Source organism: Xanthobacter sp. NM-59 (genome assembly GCF_021401125.1).
GTDB lineage: Bacteria > Pseudomonadota > Alphaproteobacteria > Rhizobiales > Xanthobacteraceae > Xanthobacter.
Map to the genome: position 1 here is coordinate 141,122 of NZ_JACBFQ010000007.1, position 20,307 is coordinate 161,428.

Genomic DNA, 20,307 nt, shown 5'->3' on the forward strand with positions numbered 1-20,307 from the left:
GGGTGCGCTTTCCAGCGAGGCGGCCCCGGCGTACGTCGAGAACACGCGAACACCTCATGAGTTCACGAATGTCCCTGCTGCCGTGAGATGGGGACAGCTTTGCCGGCTCACCCGCCAGAAGCGTAGGCCGTGTCGGTCCTAAACCAATGGCTGACGCGATCCGCGAGCGCTCACGGATCGCCTCCAAATGCCCCGCCCTCGAAAGGGTCGGATTACCGCCCCTGCCTCCGGGATCAGGCGCGCGGCGCGCCGGCGCCCGCTTCGGGGGAACGCCGCTCGCGTTCGTCCCAGCCGCCGATCGGCTCGTCTTCCGGCGCTTTGGGCGGGGTCTTGCCGGCCAGGAGCAGGGTGCGCTCCAGCAGCACCTCGTAGATGGGCTTGCCGCCGAGGGCTTCGGCCACCACGTTGGCGCACACGCAGGTGATGATGACCGGGATCATCAGATTGTAGCCACCCGTCAGCTCCGCCACCAGAACCATGCCCACCAGCGGGGCGCGGACGGTGGAGGAGAACAGGCCGCCCATGGCCGCCACGCCGAACGCCATGATGGCCCCGGGAGGCAGTGGCAGCGCCAGCTCCAGCAGCATGGCGAACAGGATGCCCGCCGAAGTGGCGAGGGCCAGGATCGGCGCGAAGATGCCGCCGGGCACGCCGGTGGAATAGCTCGCCATGGTCATGACGAACCGCACCACCACGATCACCGCCATGGTGAGAAGCGGCAGATGATGGGTGGCGAGCGAAACCGCCAGCGCCTCGCCGCCGGTGGTGGCCTCGGGGCGCAGCACCAGGAGCGGGCCAATGGCCGCGCCCACCACCAGGGGCACCAGATAAGGCGACGCCTTCAGGCCGATCTTGCGCGACAGCTCCAGCGCCGCCACCACGGCCCAGTTGAAGATCACGCCCAGCGCGCCCAGCAGCACGCCGAGGCCGGCGAAGGCCGGCATCAGCCAGAACGGCATCTCCGTGGTTTCCAGCGCCATCATGGGCGCGGTGCCACCGATGATCTCGGTGACGATGGCGCTCACCACCGACGCGATGATCACCGCGCTATAGGTGCGCAGGCCATATGGAAACTGCCGCCGCGTCTCCTCGATCACGAACAGGATGGCCGCGAGCGGCGCGTTGAAGGCGGCGGCCAGGCCCGCCGCGCCACCGGCCGCGAGCAGGCCGCGACCATCGCGCACGCCCAGAACGAACCCGTCTCCCACCGCCTTGGCCACCGAGGCGCCCATGTGGATAGTCGGCCCCTCGCGCCCCAGCACCAGGCCCGAGCCCAGCGACAGGATGCCAGCCACGAACTTCACCGGCAGGATGCGCTTCCAGCGCACCTCGCGCTGCCCGTCGAGCGCGCCTTCGATTTCCTGCACGCCGGAACCGGCCGCCTCGGGCGCGAAGGTGCGCACCAAAAGCACCGACACCAGGACCATGGCGGCGGACACCGCGGCGAGCACCGCCAGCACCTCCGGCCCCTCGAAATAAGGCAGCACCAGCGCCGGCCATTCCATGGCATAGGCGTAGAGCAGGTGGAACGCGGCGCCGACCGCGCCCGCGACAGTGCCCACCAGGACGGCCAGGAGGTAATAGGCGGCGTCGCTCATGGCGCGCGGCGTTTCGACAACGGGTTCACCCATGGCGGCAACGGCTCATCTGTGATGCTGACGCGTCGCCGAAAAGGGGGACGCCCTCTTCCCTTAGAGCATTTTGGCCGGGCGTTGAATTGCGAATCTGGACCGGGAGGTTCCCGCCTCATTCGCAGGTGGTGAGGCGCACGGGGTCCGCCTCGGGCGGCACCAAGCCCCCCATGGGGCGGCAGGTGTCGCCCATGCACACCCGCCAATCGGCGGTGGCGCCGGAGCGCCGCAGCAGCACATCCTTCTGCGGCGGCAGGCGCGGGTGGGCGACATAAAAGCCGCCCTCCAGCACCGAATCCTCGGGCGGCTCCATGCCCGCGCCCGATCCCTGCACCCGAACCTCGGTGAGCACGAGGCCCTCGGGGGTCGCCCGCCAGGTCTCGCGCCACTCGCTCTTCTGCACCGAATGGGTCCAGGCCAGGGTGAAGATGGCGGCAAGCCGCACCATCTGCCCCCCGGCCGCCAGGCAGGCGACGAGGCCCATCGCGCTCAGGCCGTGGCCGCCCGGGCGCGGGAGCGCCAGACGTGCCAGGCCAGGAAGGCGATGGAGGCGGCAAAGCCCGCCTCATCGGACAACGGCAGGGCGGCGATGAGCAGTGCCGCCGCCGCGAACGCCCACACCCGCTCCATCACATTGAGCGGCGACAGTAGGTAGCCGGTGGCGGTGCCCGCCCACAGGATGATGGCGAGAAGCGCCTTCACCACCACATAGATCACCGCCGGCCAGAAGCCGATGACACCGGACATGGGGTCGCCGTCCTGCAGCATCAGGGCCGGAGAATAGACCGCCATGAAGGGCACCACATAGCCCGCGAGGGCGATGCGGGTGGCGGTGACGCCGATCAGCGGCCCCGAGGCGCCGGCGATGGGCGCTGCGGCGAAGGCGGCCAGCGCCACCGGCGGGGTGAGATCCGCCATGATGCCGAAATAGAAGACGAACATGTGGGAGACGATCAGCGGCACCCCGAGCGCCAGCAGCGCCGGGCCGGCGATGGAGGCGGTGATGATGTAGTTCGGGATGGTGGGCAGCCCCATGCCGAGCACGAGGCAGGCGATCATGGTCAGGATCAGCGAGAGGAACAGCGAGCTCTTGCCCACTTCCACCACGAAGGTGGCAAAGGTGGTGGCCACGCCGGTGAGGGTGAACACGCCGATCATGGTGCCCACCAGGGCGCAGGCGATACCCACCGGCAGCGCGTTGCGCGCGCCGTCGGCCATGCTCTCGATGGAAATACGCAGCGTCTCGCGCCCGCCCTTCACGAACAGCAGCAGCAGCACCAGCGCGGCCACCGCCGTCGCCACGCCATTGATGCCGTATTCGAGGAAGCTCGCGGCCGCGATGCCGAGCACGATCCAGAACAGCACGCGCAGGCCATAGGGCCCGATCACCCGCGCCACCGGCGTGCCCAGCACGATGAGGGCCGTCAAGGCCAGGCCCACCGTGCCGGCGAACAGCGGCGTGTAGCCGGAGAACAGCAGCCACACCAGCACGCCCAGCGGCAGCAGCAGATACCAGCGGTTCTTAAGCGCCAGCCAGGCATTGGGGCACTGGGCCTTGGGCAGGCCGGAGAGGCCGTGCTTGCCCGCTTCCAGGTGCACCATGGCGAACACGGTGAAGAAATAGAGGAAGGCCGGGATCACCGCCGCCGTGGCGATGGTGGCATAGGGCACATCGATGGTCTCAGCCATGATGAAGGCCACGGCGCCCATCACCGGCGGCATGATCTGCCCGCCCATGGAGGCCGTCGCCTCCACCGCGCCGGCGAAGGCGGGCTTGTAGCCGAAATTCTTCATCAGCGGGATGGTGAACTGGCCGGTGGTGACCACATTCGCCACGCCCGAGCCATTGATGGTGCCCATGAGCGCCGAGGAGATCACCGAAACCTTCGCCGGCCCGCCCTTCGAGTGGCCCACCGTGCCCATGGCCAGATCATTGAAGAGCTGGATCATCCCCGCGCGCTCGAGAAAGGCGCCGAACAGGATGAACAGGAAGATATAGGAGGAGGACACATAAGTGGGTGTGCCGTAAATGCCCTCGGTGCCGAGGAACATCTGGTCCACCACCTGCACGAAGTCATAGGGCCGGTGGTCCAGCGGCGGCGGCAGATATTGCCCGAACAGGCCGTAAAGGATGAAGCCGGCGCAGATGACGGGCAGCGCGAAGCCCATGAGCCGCCGCGAGCCCTCGAACACCAGGATCACCGCGATGGTGCCCACCACGATGTCCATGGTGGACGGATCGCCCGCCCGCGCGATGAGGTCGGAATAGAACACCCAGTGGTAGAGGCCGACGATGAAGGAGGCGATGCCCAGCCCCCACAAGGCATAACGCTTGGCACCCTCCCGATGATTGCCGGCGATCGCGAACACCACCAACAGCAGGAAGCCCACATGGACCGAGCGCACGATCTGGCTCGGCAGCGGGCTCCAGGCGGCGGTGATGATCTGGAAGGTGGAGAAGAGCACGGCGATCCAGAACACCGCCCGGCCCCAGGAGCCACGCCCCCAGGTCAGGTCGAGCAGCGAATCATCCACAACCACCGCAGCGCCGTGGTTCGGATCCTTGATGTCGTGGCTCACCGGCGGGTTGGTGGTGGGCGTGTGGAGCGATTGCGTCATGGCGGCTCGAACTCAGAACAGGCGTGATGGAAACGAAAACGTGGCGGCGACCGGAATAGCTTTGCCCGGCGAGCGTCCCCATGGCGAAGACGCCCCACCGGCAGCACGGCTTGAGGAGCGCGGGCTTCTCACCCCCGGGGAGCCCGCGAGCGCTCCGCCATGCGGAACGCTTGGAAGCCTCAAGTGGTTCAACCGAATGCGTTGGCCTGCGGTCGCACTCACCCGGTGGCATGGCCTGCCCGGGCAATGACAACGCCGCGGCTCCGGCAGTGCCTGCATCGGCAGGCTGGGCCGCGGCGACGCGCTCATGATGGGCAGGCGCCGCGGACCGGAGCGGACATCAGGGCGTGATGCCCTTTTCCTTGAAATACTTCTCGGCGCCGGGATGGAAGGGCACCGGCGAGCCCTTCATGGCATTCTCGAGCTTGATGCCCTTGGCGGCGGAATGGGCCGCGGCCAGTTCCGGCAGATTGTCGTAGATGGCCTTGGTGATCTCGTAGACCTCTTCGTCCTTGAGGCCGGCACGGGTCACCAGGAAATTGGGCACCGCCGCAGTCACCACGTCCGCCGACTGGCCTTCATAGGTCCCGGCCGGAATGGTGGTGGAGAGATACGGCGCGCCGATCTTGGCCACCACGTCGGCGGGCACCTCCACCACGACGATCGGAACCGAATTCGCCAGATCCTTGATGGAGGCGACGCCCAGGCCGGCCGACTGCAAGGTGGCGTCGAGCTGGCGATTCTTCATCAGCTCCACCGATTCGGCGAAGGGCAGGTACTCAACCTTGCCCATGTCGTCATATTTCAGGCCGGCGGCGCCCAGAATGGCGCGGGCGTTCAGCTCGGTTCCCGAGCGCGGCGCGCCCACGGAGATGCGCTTGCCCTTCAGGTCGGCGATGGTCTTGATGCCGGAATCCTTGGCCGCGACGATCTGAATGTAATTGGGATAGATGCCGCCCAGGGCGCGCACCTTGGTGAGGGGGGTCTTGAAGCCCGCCTCTTCCTTGCCGGCCGCGCCGTCGGCGAGGCTGTCGGCCAGGGTGAAGCCCACCTCGCCCTTGCCCTGCTGCAGCAGGTTCAGATTCTCCACCGAAGCCTTCGTGGCCTGCACCGAAGGCCGCGCGCCCGGCACCTTCTCGCCGATGAGCTTGGAGACGGCGACGCCGAGCGGATAGTAAACGCCCGAGGTACCACCGGTGAGCACATTGACGAATTCGGCCTTGGCCGCCACCGGCGTCAAAACCAGTGCGGACACGACGGCCGCCGTGAGTGCACGGAGCATGGGCATTCTCCCTATAGCGTTAGTGGTTGTTAATTGAGAGTGAAGCTAGCGGCTCTTTCCGTAAAGGCCAGCATCTTTTACCCATCTCGAACGAAAGTCTAATCCACGGCGCCCGGGCGGGTTATTTGGTCCGTGCATTTCGCGCGTTGATTGCAGACAAGGAGCGGAACATGCCTGCGGAAAAAGAGATTCTGCTGTCGCTGTTCCAGGCGGCCCTGGAGGCGGCGTTGCCCGAGGGCAAATTCAAGGGCCGGCTGCCGCCGGCGCCGCAGGGGCGCACCCTGGTGCTCGGCGCTGGCAAGGCGGCGGCGCGCATGGCCCGCGCGTTCGAAGAGGAATGGGGCCGGCCTTGCGAGGGGCTCGTCATCACCCGCTACGGCCACAGCTGTCCCACGCGCTTCGTCGAGGTGGTGGAAGCGGCCCATCCGGTGCCCGACGCGGCCGGCTGCGAGGCTACCCGCCGCATGATGGAGCTGGCGCGCGGCGCGGGCGTGGACGACCTCGTCGTGGTGCTGATCTCCGGCGGCGCCTCGGCCCTGCTGACCGCCCCCGCGCCGGGGCTCACCCTGGCCGACAAGCAGGCGCTCAATGCCGCGCTTCTGGCATCCGGCGCGCCCATCGGAGTGATGAACCGGGTGCGCAAGGCGGTCTCGGCGGTGAAGGGCGGCCGGCTGGCGGCGGCCATCGCCCCCGCCCGATCCGTCACCTACCTGATTTCCGATGTGCCCGGCGATGACCCCGCAATCATCGGCTCCGGCCCCACTGTTGCCGAGCCCTCCGACCCGGAAGGGGTGCTGGAGCTGCTGGCGCGCTATGGCATCCCAACGTCCCCCGCCCTCGCCGCGGCCATCCGCGCCAACCGGCTGGAGCCGCTGCCACCGGCCTGCGAGCTGCACCTCATCGCCACGCCGCTGATGGCCCTTCAGGCGGCGGCGGAGCAGGCCCGCGCGCTCGGCATCACGCCACTGATATTGGGGGATGCCATCGAGGGCGAGGCGCGCGAAGTGGGCATCGCCCTGGCGGGGATCGCACGGTCAGCCGCCACCCATGGCCTGCCGGCGCGGCCGCCCTGCGTTCTGCTCTCCGGCGGCGAGACGACAGTGACCCTCGGCGGGCGCGGGTGCGGCCGGGGCGGACGCAATGCGGAATTCCTGCTCGCTCTGACGGCCGCGCTGGGCGGCGCGCCCGGCATTTCCGCCCTCGCCTGCGATACGGACGGCATTGACGGGACACAGGACAATGCCGGTGCCTGGAGCGATTCGCACACCCTCGCCCTCGCGCGGGAGATCGGCCTCGATATCCCGGCCGCCTTGGCCGACCACAATGCCCATGGCGTTTTCGAAAATCTCGACCAGCTGGTGATGACCGGCCCCACATTGACCAATGTCAATGATTTCAGGGCCATATTGGTGCAGGAAGGTAAATTGAATTCCCTTCCGTGAGATGATCACGGCTGAATGGTGGCGCATGCCCGCCGTCAGGTCGTGACGGTTCTGCAAATGGCGCATAGCAGCCACAGGGCCTGCAATTGCAACGGTTTGCCACTCATCGCCCCCGTAGGGAAGAACTTTCTTACCTAAAGGTTAACGTCAGCACCCTTGACCTTTGCTGCGCTGCACATAATTTTCGGCGCTGGAGGAACCGGAGGGCTTCAAGACGCCAAGTCTGGAGACCAATATGACCGATCAGGTCACACCGGGCATCATCCGCAAGCTTTGGGCCGGGGAAGCGGAGATCTTCAAGGATCACCTTCTCAGGCTCGATGTGGAGAGCCGGCGTTTCAGATTCGGCTCAGCGGTGTCTGCCGAGTTCATTGAGCGATATGCGGCGCGGGCGTTCCGTACCGGTGCAATCGTTCACGGTTATTTCGTTGACGGCACGCTGAGAGCCGCGGCGGAGCTTTACCCCATGGGCGACGTGCTGCCCGGAGAAGCCGAAGCCGCGTTCAGCGTGGAACGGGAATTCCAGAACCACGGCCTCGGCACCCTGTTGCTGGAGCGTGTGATTCTCGCGGCGCGCAATCGCGGCATCCGCACCCTGTGCCTGAACTGCCTGGCACAGAACCGCCGGATGCAGCAGATCGCCCGCAAGTTCGATGCCGATCTCAGCTTCGACACCGATGAGGTGGTGGCGGAGCTGAAGGCCCCCTTCCCCACCGCCATGTCCCTGGCGCGGGAAGCGGCGGCGGACGCTCAGGGCATGGCGGGTGCCGTGCTGCAGGCCCAGCGCCTCGCCACCGGGCGGCTGTTCGGCATGTTCATGCCGGCCAACGACGTGCGCGAGCTGGAAGCCACCGGCTCCTGAAGCCGGAAAGCCAGCCAGGACAACAAGTCCGTTGAGAGAAAGAAGGCGGTGCCGCAAGGCGCCGCCTTTTTTCGTGCGCCGGCGCCCGGTGCGACCAGGCCGGCGCCCCTCAATGGGCCATGGTCTTGGAGAACAGGTTCACCACCGCCACCCCGGCAATGATGAGGCCGAGGCCGAGGATCGCCGGCAGGTCCAGCGCCTGCCCGTAATAGATCCAGGCGAAGCCCGCCACGAGCACGATGCCCACCGCCGACCAGATGGCGTAGACGACGCCCACCGGCAGTTCCCGCACGGTGATCGACAGGCAATAGAAGGCGACCACATAGCCGAGGCCCACCACCAGCGAGGGCACCAGCCGGGTGAAACCCTCCGTGGACTTGAGGGCGGAGGTGGCGATCACTTCGGCGACGATGGCGATGGCGAGATAAAGATAGCTCATGGGCGGCAGGGCTCGCGGCGAGATCGGCGGGAGGAGGTCCCCCGCATTCCAGGAAACAGGACCGGATGGCCGCCACGCAAGCGGCAAGCCGCCCGCAGACGAGTGGGAAGCCCGCTACGCCGCCCTTATCCTCTTTCACTGAAGCTTCAGCCTATTTTTCTTTATAGGAAAAAGACATCCTCACTCTGAAAAATATTCACCTCCCCTGTCGGCATACAGGGGGGCAAGGGAAGGCGACGTCAGTGGAAATTCCGCCCCTTCGGCATGGCGGAGCCGGGATGCTCGCGGGGCATGGGACCATGGGGCATGGGACCATGGGGCATGAGGCGGTCGGGTGCATCGACGCCGGCTTCACCCAGATGCTCCAGAAGGTGGCTCCAATCCTCCACGCTTTCCGCCACCAGGTGGATCACGCTCTGCTCGTTCTGAAGCTTGCCGCGCACCATCACCAGCCGCGCCCCCAGCACCTGCGGACGAAACGCCTCGAACACACGCGGCCAGACGATGACATTGGCCCAGGCCGCCTCGTCCTCCAGGGTCATGAAGATGACGCCGCTGGCCGTGCCCGGCCGCTGGCGCACCAGCACCAGCCCGGCCAAGGTCAGCCTCTGCCCGCTTTTCATCCCGGGCAAATCGGCCGCCGGCGTCACCCCGCGCCGCCGCAGCTCGGGGCGCAAGAACGCGAGCGGATGGGCCTTCAGGGACAGCTTCATGTGGCGATAGTCCGCCACCACCTGCGCCCCCGGCGGCAGCACCGGCAGGTCCACCTCCGGCTCATGCTCAAGAAAGGGCGCGGCGGGTGACGGGCTGGCAGGCGATGAAGCCGCGCGGAATAGCGGCAGGTCGTCCTTGTCGCCGGAGCGGCGCAGGCCCTTCACCGCCCAGAGCGCGGCCCGCCGGTCGAGACCGAAGGCGCGGAAGGCATCGGCATCGGCCAGCTTCTCCAGGGTGGAAGGCGGCAGGCCTGTGCGCAGCCAGACATCACGCACCGAATCGTAGCCCGCCCCACGCCGCGCCACGAGGCGCGCCATCTCCTCCTCCCGCAGCCCCTCGACCTGCCGGAAACCCAGGCGCAGCGCATGGGTGGAATGGATGTCGCCCGCCATCTCCCCATGGCGCGAATTCAGCCGGGCCGATGCCCCGGGCCCGTCGGCCGCCCCCATCCCGAGGGCCTCGCGCCCCCTGGCCACATCCGGCAGGGTCGGGGGCTGCGGGGCTCCATCCCTCGGCGCGGTCCGCTCCACGGCCATGCGCGCGGCGAGGCTGCCTCCATGCTCCGGCAGGGGAAGCGGCAACGGCGCGGCCTCCGGCTCCAAGGTGTGGTCCCAATGGGAGGCGTTCACGTCCACGGGGCGCACCTCCACCCCATGCTCGCGGGCGTCGCGCACCAGCTGGGCGGGGGCGTAGAAGCCCATGGGCCAGGCATTCATGAGCCCGGCCGCGAACACATCCGGATAGTGGCACTTCAGCCAGGCCGAGCAATAGACGATGAGGGCGAAGCTCTCCGCATGGGAGCGCGGGAAGCCATAGGAGCCGAAGCCCTCGATCTGCTTCCATAGGCTTTCCGCGAATTCGCGCGTATAGCCCCGCTGGAGCATGCCGGTGATGAGCTTGGCGTGGAAGGTGTGGATGGTGCCAACCCGCTTGAAGGTGGCCATGGCCCGCCGCAGGGCATCGGCCTCCCCCGCCGAGAAGCCGGCGCCGACCATGGCGATGCGCATGGCCTGCTCCTGGAACAGCGGCACGCCGAGGGTGGATTCCAGCACCTCCCGCAGCTCGGGCGAGGGATAGTCCACCGGCTCCAGCCCCTGCCGGCGCCGCAGATAGGGATGCACCATGCCGCCCTGGATGGGGCCGGGCCGCACGATGGCCACCTCCACCACCAGGTCCTGGAAACGCTCGGGCCTGAGGCGGGGCAGCATGGTCTGCTGGGCCCGGCTCTCCACCTGGAACACGCCGATGGAATCCGCGCGCTTCAGCATGGCATAGACCCGCTCATCCTCCGCCGGCACGTCGCCGATGCGCGTCATCTCCAGCCCATAATGGCGTTCCAGCAGGCCGAAGCATTTCTTCACCGCCGTCAGCATGCCCAGGGCCAGGATGTCCACCTTGAGCAGGCCGATGACCTCGATGTCATCCTTGTTCCATTCGATGATGGGCCGCTCCTCCATGGCGGAGCGGGTGAGGGGCACGATCTCGTCGAGCCGCTCATGGGTCACCACCATGCCGCCCACATGCTGGGACAGATGGCGCGGAAAGCCGATGAGGGCCTTCGTCAATTCCAGCACGCGGGCAAGCCGGGGCTCATCGGGATCGAGGCCGAGCCGGCGCGCCTCCTCCGCCTTCACCCCGCCCGACGACCAGCCCCAGATGGTGCCGGCGAGCGCGCCCACCAGATCTTCCGAAAGGCCGAACGCCCGCCCCACCTCCCGCACCGCCGAGCGCGAGCGATAGGTGGTGGTGGTGGCCGTGAGCCCGGCATGGGCGGCGCCGTAGCGGCGATAGATGAAGGAGAGTACCTCCCCGCGCCGCTCGTGCTCGAAATCGATGTCGATATCCGGCGGCTCGCCGCGCTCCTCCGAGATGAAGCGCTCGAACAAGAGCTCGGTGCGCATAGGGTCCACGTCGGTGATGCCGAGGCAGAAGCACACCGCCGAATTGGCCGCCGAGCCGCGCCCCTGGCACAGGATGCCCGCCCCGCGCGCGAACCCCACGATCTCGTGCACCGTGAGGAAATAGGGCGCGTAGGAGAGGCGGCCAATGAGGTCCAGCTCATGGTCCAGCGCCTTGATGACCTTGTCCGGCACTCCATCGGGATAATGGGCGGCCGCACCCGCCCAGGTCAGGGCTTCCAGCGCCGCCTGGGGACTGGAAAAACCCTCCCGCACCTCGCGCGGATAGCTGGGCTTCAGCTGATCGAGGGAGAAATTCAGGCTCTTGAAGAAGACATGGCTCTCCTCCACCGCCTCCGGCAAGGCACGGTAGAGGCGGGCCATCTCCGCCGCCGGCTTCAGGTGCCGCTCGCCATTGGCGGCAAGGCGCGTGCCCGCCTCGTCCAGGCTCACATGGTGGCGGATGGCGGTGAGCACGTCCTGCAACGGGCGCCGGTCGGCATCGTGATAGAGCGCGTCCAGGGTGGCGAGGAGCGGGAGGCCCGCCTCGGCGGCCAGCGCCTTCAGCCGGGCGAGGCGGCGGGCGTCGTCGCCCCGGAAGGTGACCGGCGCGGCGAGCCACAGCCAGCCCCCCGCAGCCGCCCTCAGGCCGGCGAGGAAGGGCGCGAAGGCCCGGGGCAGCCGGCGCGGCGGCATCACCACCAGGTTGAGCCCCTCCGCCCAGGCCAGGAGATCGTCCAGGGTCAGGATGCAATCGCCCTTTTCCGCCCGCATGTTGCCGGTGGTGAGCAGGCGGCACAGACGGCCATAGGCGGCCCGGTCACGCGGATAAGCGAGGATGTCGGGCGTGCCGTCGGCGAAGACGAGGCGCGCGCCCACCGCCAGGGGAAAGCCCTGCGCCTTGGCCTTGGCATGGGCCCGCACCACCCCGGCCAGGGTGTTGCGATCGGCGATGCCGATGCCGCGATGGCCGAGCGCCTGCGCCGCCGCCACATATTCCTCGGGATGGGAACCACCGCGCAGGAAGGAAAAATTGGTGGTGACGGCCAGCTCCACGAAATCCGGCGCCAGCGGGCGCGATGGCGGAGGCGGGCGATGACGGGCCGCGCGATGCTCCGGCAGGCGCACGACCGGCCCGACGGCGGGCACTTGCGGTGGCGCGGACCGGTTCGGCGATGAATCCATTGACGAATCCATGGCGCTCACCCGAACAGGCCGTGGATGAACCAGGCCGGCTTGCCGCCCTCGCCATAAAGGCCCGCGCGGAACAGCCAGAAGCGATGGCCCGCAGCCGTCTCCACCCGAAAATAATCGCGAGCGGGCGGCTCGGCACCCGCGCGCCACCATTCGGCGGCGATGCGCTCCGGCCCCTCGGCGCACGCCACCACATGGTTCACCCGGCGCCAGCGGAAGCGGATGGGCGGGCCATCGGGCACCTCGGCCACCGCCTCCACCGGCTCCGGCTTGTCCAGCAGGCGCAGCGGCCGGGCCGGGCCGGCAAGATCCGGCTCGTCATCGGCCCGGAGCGCCGCCCGGCCGCCCATCCATCCATCCCTGCGCCGAGTGGGAGCCCCGTCCCGTCGCCCCGGGCCACGGCCCTCCGCCGCAAGCGGGCCAGCCTCCTCCCACCCCGCCCCCGCAAGCGAGAGAGGGCTTTGCCCGCCCCCATCCGAAGCGCTCCCCTCCGCGCACAGAGGGAGCCCCCCTGCGGCTGATGGCGGAAGCCGACACTCCGGTGGGAAAAGGCTTACGTCCCGCTCAGCCGGCGCCAGCCCTCTCCCCCGCTGGCGGGAGAGGGGTTCAGACGGCTCGGAAGGCAGCTCCATTCCAGGCGCGCAGCTCCTCGCCGAGATCAGCGGAAGGTCATCCCCATGACCGGCGGGGACGAGCTCCCCCACCTCTGGCATCCCAGCCCGCCCTTGCGTGCGGAAGGAGGCTTCGGGCGGCTCGGAAGGTGATGTCATACCAAGCGCGGAGCTCTCCGCTGCGCTGGGCAGGAGGCTGCCCCTGTTCCCGGCGGATGCGGGCTTCTCCTGCGTCGCCTCCCGCAGACCCTCTCTCCGCAGGGGGGAGAGGAATTCAGACGGCTTTGAAGACGCCCCGACTTCGGACGCGGCGCTCCCCGCTACGGAGAGCGGGAGGCTGTCCCGGTTCCCTGCAGACCCGGTCTCCCCCACCTCCGGAGCTCTCTCCCGCCCCGGCGTGCGGAAGGAGGCTTCGCACGGCTCAAAGGACAGCCCCATTCCGGGCGCGTCGTTTCCGACTGCGGTGGGCAGGAGACCGCCCCCATTCCCGGCAGGTTCAGGCCGGTCCTGCGCCGCCCCGTTCAGGGCCTTCCCCCGCAGGCGTGAAAGGAGGTCCGGCGGTGCGGAAGAGGACTCCGCTTTGGGCGCCGCGCTCCCCGCTGCGCTGGGCTGGAGGCTGCCCCCACTCCTGGTGGGGACGAGCCCCCCTACCTCTGGCACCCCAGCCCGCCCTTGCGTGCGGGAGGAGGCTTCAGACGGCTCGGAAGGTGACTTCATGCCAAGCCTGGCGTCACCTGCTGCGCTGGGCAGGAGGCTGTTCCTCTTCCCGCCGGGTGCGGGCTCCTCCTGTGCCGCCCCTTGCAAAGTCTCTTCCCTCAAGGGGGAGAGAGCTGCGGATGGCTCGGAAGGCGGCTCCATTCCGGGCGCGCGGTTCCTTGCTGCGGCGAGCGGGAGGCCTTCCTTATTCTCGACAGGCGCAAGCTCCCCCGACACCGCCGGCGCGGGTTTCCCTGCCGCGATGGGCGGCAGGCCTCCCCCATTCCCGGTGGGTGCGGGCTCCACAGGCACCGGCTCACTTCCCCACGAGAGAGAGAGGGTTGCGGGAGACGCTGGCGTGGTCCAGGCCGTGGCTACCGGCTCTTGTGTCACCACGGCGCCGCCCCTCCTGCTTGCGGGGAGGAGTTGGGACGCGCGAAAAGCCGAGGCCGGGAGGAAACCCGGAGACTGGGATATCGCCCCATCAGCCAACCTCCGATCAAGGGCGGCCCCGCCATCGCGCCCGCGCGCGCCAACGGCTTCCAGGCGCGAAGGCAGGCGAGGGGCGCCCGGCGGAAGGTCATGGGGCAGACCGGACGGGAGCCCCCCGACCCGCGGCCCCTCCGCGTCATCTCCCACCGGGCCCACGCCTGCGGCGCCCGGCGGCTCCAGGGCCTCCAAGGCCACGGCGGCTTGCGCCCAGCCGCCCGCAGTCTGGGCCGGCACGTCCCCGGCGGCTTCCTCCGGCACGTGGCGATCCGCCAGCACGAGACGGCGCACCCGCGCCGCGCCGAAGCGGGTGGTGAGCCGGTCCACCAGCTCGTCCAGGGCCCCGGCCCCCTCATCCCCCGCGCCGAAACCCTCTTGATGGGCGGACAAGGGCGCGGCCTCACGCACCGCAAGGCGCACCAGCTCGAAGCCAAAGCCCGGATCGAGGCTGGACAGGGCCGCCACCTTCTCGGCGAACAGGCGGCGCACCACCAGCGGGTCGCGCAAAGGCCGGCTGGTGCCGATGCCGAGGCGGGTCACCTTGCCATCCACCCGGAACAGGACCAGATCGAGCCGCCGCGCGCCCATGCCGTGCCGCTCCATCGCCTCCGCAAGGGTCATGGCGAGGTGGGCGGCGAGGCCCAGCACATCCTCCACCCGCTCCACCGGTTCGGTCAGGTTCCGCTCGGCGCAGAAGACGGGGGCGGGAAAGCGATAGTCCATGGCCGCCGGGGCATGGCCCAGCGCCTCGTCGAGCCGCCGCAGCAGCCCCGCGCCGAAACGGGCGGCGAGCGGCGCGCGCGGCTTGCCATAAAGATCCCCCACCCACCGGAAGCCGAGCCGGGCCAGCGCCTCCACCTCCGCCCCGCCGAGACGGAGAGCCTCGAGCGGCAGCGGCCCAAGCAGCACCGCCAGATCCTCCCCCGGGGGTACCACCGCGCCGCCCCGGCCGGCGGCGAAGCGGGCGAGGGCGAAGGCCGCGCCACGGGTGGCGGCCAGCGCCGCCCGCCCCGCGAAGCCCGCTATCGCCACCCGGCGCAGCAGGTCGCGCACCAGCCCTTCCTCGCCACCGAACAGATGGGCGCAGCCGGTGACGTCGAGCACCAGCCCATCGGCGCCGTCGAGGCCGATGAGGGGCGTGTAGCGCTCGCACGCATCGGCCAGATGCTCCAGCATCCGCGCCGCCGCGTCCGGCTCCGCCTCGCTCACCGCCAGATCGGGATGGCGCGCCCGCGCATCGGCCAGGGCAAGGCCCGGCTCAAGGCCGAGCGCCGCGGCGGCCGTGTTCACGGCGATGAGCCGCAGCGCGTTTTTCTCCATCGCCACCACGGCACGCGGACAGGCCCGCGCCTCAGGCGACATCCTCCGTTCCACGAGATCCGTGGGCAGGCGAGGCAAGGCGAGGCTCAGATAGCGCCGCTGCGACGCGCCCGCGCTCATGCCCGCTCCTTTCGCCCGGCGCCGGCTGGAACACCCCCGTGTGGAACATCAGCCGCCATTCTCCCGTGGGGCCGAAACGATTGCGCGTAAGGCGGGCGAGGAAGCATGGGGCCCCGAGGCCGCCGAAGCCATCCGCCGCGGAGCTCGGCAATGTCGAGATCCGCCAGCGGGTGAGGGCGGCACAGGGCGAGGGGTCCGCCTTGTGGCGCAGCATCAGGCCGAGACGAGGGGACCCCTGGGCGGCCAAGGCGAGGCGCCGCGTGGCGGTGAGCAGCTCCGGCACCGGCGACAGAAACTCTCCCAGAACCGCGGACAGGCCGGCACATTTCAAGCCCTCCTCCATCACGAACAGCACATCCTGCGGCTTGCGCACGCGCACCAGCAGCAGCGCCTCGGGCGGCAGGCCCAGCGCCGCCAGCCCCGGGCCGTAGAGGCGTCCCGCCTCCCACTCCGCCACCTCCTGGCAGGCCAGCAGAACCGGCCGCCGCAGCCCCGCCGCGGCCCGCGCGGCAAGCCCCACGGCGAAGGCGACAAGCGGCCCCTCCTCTCCCGGCATGCCGGCCAGCTCGTGCAGCGCCCCGCAGGACAGTCCGCCGCCGAGAGCCGCATCCACCTCCCGCACCCCCAAAGGCAGGCGCGAGGGCTCGGCTGCGGGCCGCCCCCAGGCATCGGCTCCCCCCGCCCAGCCGCGAGCATTTCCCGGCACGGCAGGGGCCCCAGCACGGAAGGAGGGGCGCTCGACCAAAGCGCCAGGCCTCGTCCCCTCTTCCCCCACCGCGACAGGGGCGGAACCCGGCGACGGGATCTCCGGAAAACCGCCATCGTGCCGCACGCGAGACCGCTTGGCCTCCGCCCCACCGTCAGGCGACTCCGGAACGGCCAAGGTGGGAGGTGAAGCCTCTGACAACGTGCTGGGGGGAAGCGGAGAAGCCACCTCCCCCGCCATCGCGACAAGGTCGGTGCCTCGCGGCGAGGCCTTAGGGAAGCCACCATCGCGCCGCGCGCGAGACCGGTTGGCCTCCGCCTCACCATCAGGCAGCTTCGGAACGGCCAAGGCGGGAGGTGGAACCTCCGACAAGGCGCCGGGAGGCAGCGGGGAAGCCTCCACCACCCTCGTCATCGCGACAGGAGTGGAACCCCGCGGCAGGGTTTCAAGGAAGTCTCCATTGCGCCGCGCAGGAGACCGGCTGGCCTCCACCTCACCGTCATGCGGCTCCGGGACGGCCAAGGCCGGAGGTGGGGCCTCCGACAAGGCACAGGAACTCAGCGGGGAAGGCGCCTTCCCCTTCCCTGTCCGCGCGGGGAAAGTGGTGTCCCATTCCCCGGCGTCCGCGGGCGGCTCCGGATTGGAGGCAACCCGCATCGGGGCGGGGAAAGCCGGCGGCGCCCCGCCGCGCTCCATGGCGGCGATGATGCCGCGCAGACGTGCGAGGTCGGCCGCGGTGCGGGGGGCGCGCGGAGATGACATGACGGTTCGTCCGCCTCTGTGTTCACTGTTTGTTCTAGATAGATTCCGGAAACGACGGGGGGAGTCAAGCACCCCACCCGGCCCAGGGTTAACGGCGCCCCTCGACGGAAGTGGCGGAGCCCTCCCGCTCCTGGTCCGCCGCGAGGCTGGCCATCTGGGCGGCGATCTCGGACTGCCTTGCGGCGTCGATGCCGGTGTCTCGGGCGAGATACGCGGTCTGGCTTGGAAAGGCGAAGCCCGTCCCCGCCGCCGCCACCACCTTCGCGACATCGAGCAGCAAACGCTCCTGGATCCTCAGGAATTCCTCGTAATCGGTGGTCAGCACACCGGCCCGGATCTGGATGGTGATGGCGCTGTCGGCGAAGCCCGTCAGGGCCACGCGGGGCAGGCTGCCGGTCTTCTCGACCATGGGGTGCGCCCGGAAGATGCGGCGCAGCTCGGTCAGCAGCCATTGCAGCTGCTCGGGCGAGGTTTCATAGCGCACGCCGATCTCGTGCAGGAACAGGCACTTGTCGCGCCTCGACACATTCACGATGTGCCGCTTGGCGAGATCGCCATTGGGCACCGTGATCAAGGTGCCATCCAGCCCGCGGATGCGCACCGAGCGCGGGCCGATGGCCTCCACATCCGCCAGCTGCCCCTCGAAGCGGATGGAATCGCCGATCCGGAACGGCCGGTCCGCGAAGATGGACAGGCCCCCGATCAGGTTTTCCAGGGTGGACTGGGAGGCGAGCGCCACCGCGATGCCGCCCACCCCGAGGCCCGCCACCAGCCCCAGGGCCGGAATACCGATATTGTTCGCGCCATAAAGCAGCACCACCGCCACCGCCAGAATGGAGCCGAGGCGCGCGGCCAGGCGCAGCAGGTGGGCATCATAGCTATTGTCGGGAATGCGCGGCGAGGCGATCACCGCCTCCGCCAGGAAGAAGCAGGCGTTCCACACCAGCCACGCCCCGGTGGCGTACAGGACGATGTTGGAGAAGATGCTCTCGCCGCTCGAGAATTCGCCGGAGAGGTGGATCTGCATGCGGATGAAGGCGGCCGCCAGCAGATACAGCACGATGAGCAGCAGCGGCGTCGAAAGCCGCCAGCCCAGGTACCGCACGCGCCCGCCGCCGCGCCCGGCGCGCCGCGCCAGCCGGCTCCACAGCCACACCGCCACGAACACCGCCAGCACCAGCATCACCGAGAGCACCGCCTTCCACAGCGGCGTATCGAGCACCAGATAAGCGGCCGTCGGCAGCCGGTCCTGGATGCCGTCGGGAAACAGCGGCCCCGTGAAATTGACCTGCACCCGGTGCCAATCATCGAACATCACCGGCCGAAGAGGCGGCCGGCCGATGAGCAGCGCATAGTCCCGCGGCAGCCCCTCCAGGCTGTCGGCCGTGAACAGATATTCGCCGGCGCGCGGCCCGCTCTCCACCCGGGCAATGGTGATGTCGCTGCCGGGAATCTCCCATTTCGCCGGCAGCTTGCCCCAGTCCCGGCCCGGCGCGCCGGGAATGTCGGCGGCCGGCACTTCCGGCAGGCGGTTCAAGATATCCACGAGATAGGTGATGCCGGCACTGGCCACCTTCTCGCGGATCGCCGGCGGCAGGGGCTCCAGATCGAACAGGCGCTGCGTGCGCAGCACGGTGGCGAACATGGCGAGCTCCCCCACCCGCGTCTTGTGCGCGTCGTAATCGACGTAGGCCTTTTCCAGCCGCCGGGTCTGCCGCATGAACGACTGGAAGGTCGCGCTGGGGCTCGATGTATCGAGGGGATCAAGGGGGCTGTCCGCGCCACTGGCCACTTGAGGGGCGCTGCCCGCCGGCTGCGCCGGGCTTGAGGGCGCGACATCCGCCCGCGCCGCCCCAGCCTGAGCCAGGACGATCACCACAAGAACCATCAAGGGGAGCAGGCCGCGCCGGATGGCCGCGTACCAAGCCCGCGCGGCGCCGCACGCCTCAGCGGCGGCCATCCACCCCCAATGCTTCGCGCCGGAATGAGCCGCGCCCCAGAATGCGCCCTCTCGAATCACACCCATGCTCCGCCCGTTCCCACGCCCCGCGGTCTTGCGCCGCAAGATAGCAAGGGCCTGGCGCCATGGCGCATGTCAAGGAACGCCATCCGCCCTCTCCCGCATCTTTTCCGGCCCCATCCCCGACGCACCGCGCGGCGAAGGGCATTCCCTTGCGGATGGCATTGCCGGAATTGACAGCGCCTTCACCTATAGGTCAACTCACGCATCCGGTTCGCCAGGGGCCATGGCCCCGCGAAAGAGCGGCACGCAGAACGCCGCCGCCGGCCAACAGGCTCCGCCGGCCAACAATGACCGCCTTGTCCTGGCGGATGGAGGAACATGCCCATGCTCGAAGCCAAACCCGTGCTCGAAGCCAAACCCCTGCCCGCGCCGCTCGAAGGTCGCCTTGCCGTGCCGGCCATCGCCGCGCCCATGTTCCTAGTCTCAGGACCGGATTTGGTGGCGGAGACCTGCCGGGGCGGCATTCTCGGCACCTTCCCCGCCCTCAATGCGCGTTCCACCGAACTCTACGGCGCGTGGGTGGACGACATTGCCCAGCGCAATGCCCGCGCGGGCGCGGCGGCGCCCTTCGGCGTCAATCTCATCGTCCACAAGACCAATGCGCGCCTTCAGGCCGACCTCGCCGTGACGGTGGAAAAGAAGGTTCCGCTGGTCATCACCTCCCTCGGCGCGGTGCGCGAGGTGGTGGAGGCGGTGCATTCCTATGGCGGGCTCGTGTTCCACGACGTCATCAGCCGCCGCCATGCGGAAAAGGCCATGGAAGCGGGGGTGGATGGCATCATCGCCGTGTGCGCGGGCGCCGGCGGCCATGCGGGCACTTTGAGCCCGTTCGCCCTCATCGGCGAAATCCGCCGCTTCTTTGCCGGCACCCTGGTGCTCTCGGGCGCCATCTCCACCGGCGCCCACATCGCGGCGGCACAGGTGATGGGGGCGGACCTGGCCTATCTCGGCACCCGCTTCATCGCCACCAAGGAGAGCCTTGCGCCCCAGGAATTCAAGGAGATGATGCTTTCCTCCGCCGCCGAGGACGTTCTCTACACCGACGCCGTTTCAGGCGTGAACGCCAATTTCCTGAAGCCGTCCCTCATCCGCGCGGGGCTTGATCCGACCAATCTCAAGAAGCATGGCGGGCTCGACATGGCCAACGAGGCCAAGGCCTGGCGCGATGTGTGGTCCGCCGGGCACGGGGTGGGCGCCATCGCCGATATCCCAGCCACGGCCGAGCTGTGCGCCCGCCTCACGCGGGAATATGACGACGCTCTCGCCACCGCCGCCGCCCGCATCACCATGCGCCGCGCGCGGGAAATGGCCGCCGCCTCGTAACGCAGGACGCGGCGTCCGGACGGCAAGACCTCGCTCATTGAACTGACAGGTTCTGCACGCCGCCCAGTGTCCGCTTCGCTCAAGGGCGCTCTGCAGACGCAACCGCCCCCTCCCCCGCCCGCGAAGCTGGCCGGGGGAGCTCCACCCCATGAAGAGCAGGGGGCGGACAGCTGATA

The 20,307-nt window shown here is 69.2% G+C and carries 12 protein-coding genes; 3 read left to right on the forward strand and 9 right to left on the reverse strand.

Annotated features, from left to right (window positions below):
• Nucleotides 1-233 precede the first annotated feature (233 nt).
• From clcA to L0966_RS13935, 4 genes are all read right to left on the reverse strand, one after another.
• A complete protein-coding gene (gene clcA, locus L0966_RS13920) occupies nt 234-1,631 on the reverse strand; it encodes a H(+)/Cl(-) exchange transporter ClcA (RefSeq protein WP_234052545.1) in 1,398 nt (465 codons plus the stop codon).
• 115 nt (nt 1,632-1,746) lie between these two features.
• Entirely contained in the window at nt 1,747-2,115 is a 369-nt protein-coding gene (locus L0966_RS13925) for a DUF1850 domain-containing protein (protein WP_234052546.1), read from the reverse strand.
• A gap of 5 nt (nt 2,116-2,120) precedes the next feature.
• Nucleotides 2,121-4,250, reverse strand: a complete 2,130-nt coding sequence (locus L0966_RS13930) for a TRAP transporter permease (protein WP_234052547.1) — start codon at nt 4,248-4,250, stop codon at nt 2,121-2,123.
• Between the two features lie 340 nt (nt 4,251-4,590).
• On the reverse strand, nt 4,591-5,532 hold the full coding sequence (locus L0966_RS13935; protein WP_234052548.1) for a TAXI family TRAP transporter solute-binding subunit: 942 nt from the start codon (nt 5,530-5,532) through the stop codon (nt 4,591-4,593).
• 170 nt (nt 5,533-5,702) lie between these two features.
• Between L0966_RS13935 and L0966_RS13940 the strand changes: the two genes are divergently transcribed.
• Nucleotides 5,703-6,974: a glycerate kinase gene (locus tag L0966_RS13940; protein ID WP_234052549.1), complete on the forward strand. Its 1,272-nt coding sequence runs from the start codon at nt 5,703-5,705 to the stop codon at nt 6,972-6,974.
• A gap of 235 nt (nt 6,975-7,209) precedes the next feature.
• Nucleotides 7,210-7,836, forward strand: coding sequence for a GNAT family N-acetyltransferase (locus L0966_RS13945; protein WP_234052550.1), 627 nt, complete (start codon nt 7,210-7,212; stop codon nt 7,834-7,836).
• Between the two features lie 109 nt (nt 7,837-7,945).
• On the opposite strand, the gene L0966_RS13950 is transcribed toward L0966_RS13945, so the two are convergent.
• The 5 genes from L0966_RS13950 to L0966_RS13970 all read right to left on the reverse strand — a co-directional run bounded on the left by L0966_RS13950 (nt 7,946) and on the right by L0966_RS13970 (nt 18,745).
• A complete protein-coding gene (locus tag L0966_RS13950; RefSeq protein ID WP_234052551.1) occupies nt 7,946-8,275 on the reverse strand; it encodes a multidrug efflux SMR transporter in 330 nt (109 codons plus the stop codon).
• A gap of 239 nt (nt 8,276-8,514) precedes the next feature.
• Nucleotides 8,515-12,072, reverse strand: coding sequence for an error-prone DNA polymerase (locus L0966_RS13955; protein ID WP_234052552.1), 3,558 nt, complete (start codon nt 12,070-12,072; stop codon nt 8,515-8,517).
• 17 nt (nt 12,073-12,089) lie between these two features.
• The gene (locus L0966_RS13960; protein WP_234052553.1) at nt 12,090-15,317 is read right to left on the reverse strand and encodes a hypothetical protein; all 3,228 of its coding nucleotides are present in this window, start codon (nt 15,315-15,317) and stop codon (nt 12,090-12,092) included.
• Nucleotides 15,229-16,023, reverse strand: a complete 795-nt coding sequence (locus L0966_RS13965; RefSeq protein ID WP_234052554.1) for an ImuA family protein — start codon at nt 16,021-16,023, stop codon at nt 15,229-15,231. The genes L0966_RS13960 and L0966_RS13965 overlap by 89 nt, the downstream gene beginning before the upstream one ends.
• Before the next feature lie 850 nt (nt 16,024-16,873).
• The gene (locus L0966_RS13970) at nt 16,874-18,745 is read right to left on the reverse strand and encodes a mechanosensitive ion channel family protein (RefSeq protein ID WP_234052555.1); all 1,872 of its coding nucleotides are present in this window, start codon (nt 18,743-18,745) and stop codon (nt 16,874-16,876) included.
• Between the two features lie 387 nt (nt 18,746-19,132).
• Between L0966_RS13970 and L0966_RS13975 the strand changes: the two genes are divergently transcribed.
• On the forward strand, nt 19,133-20,131 hold the full coding sequence (locus tag L0966_RS13975) for a nitronate monooxygenase family protein (RefSeq protein WP_234052556.1): 999 nt from the start codon (nt 19,133-19,135) through the stop codon (nt 20,129-20,131).
• Nucleotides 20,132-20,307: the final 176 nt, after the last annotated feature.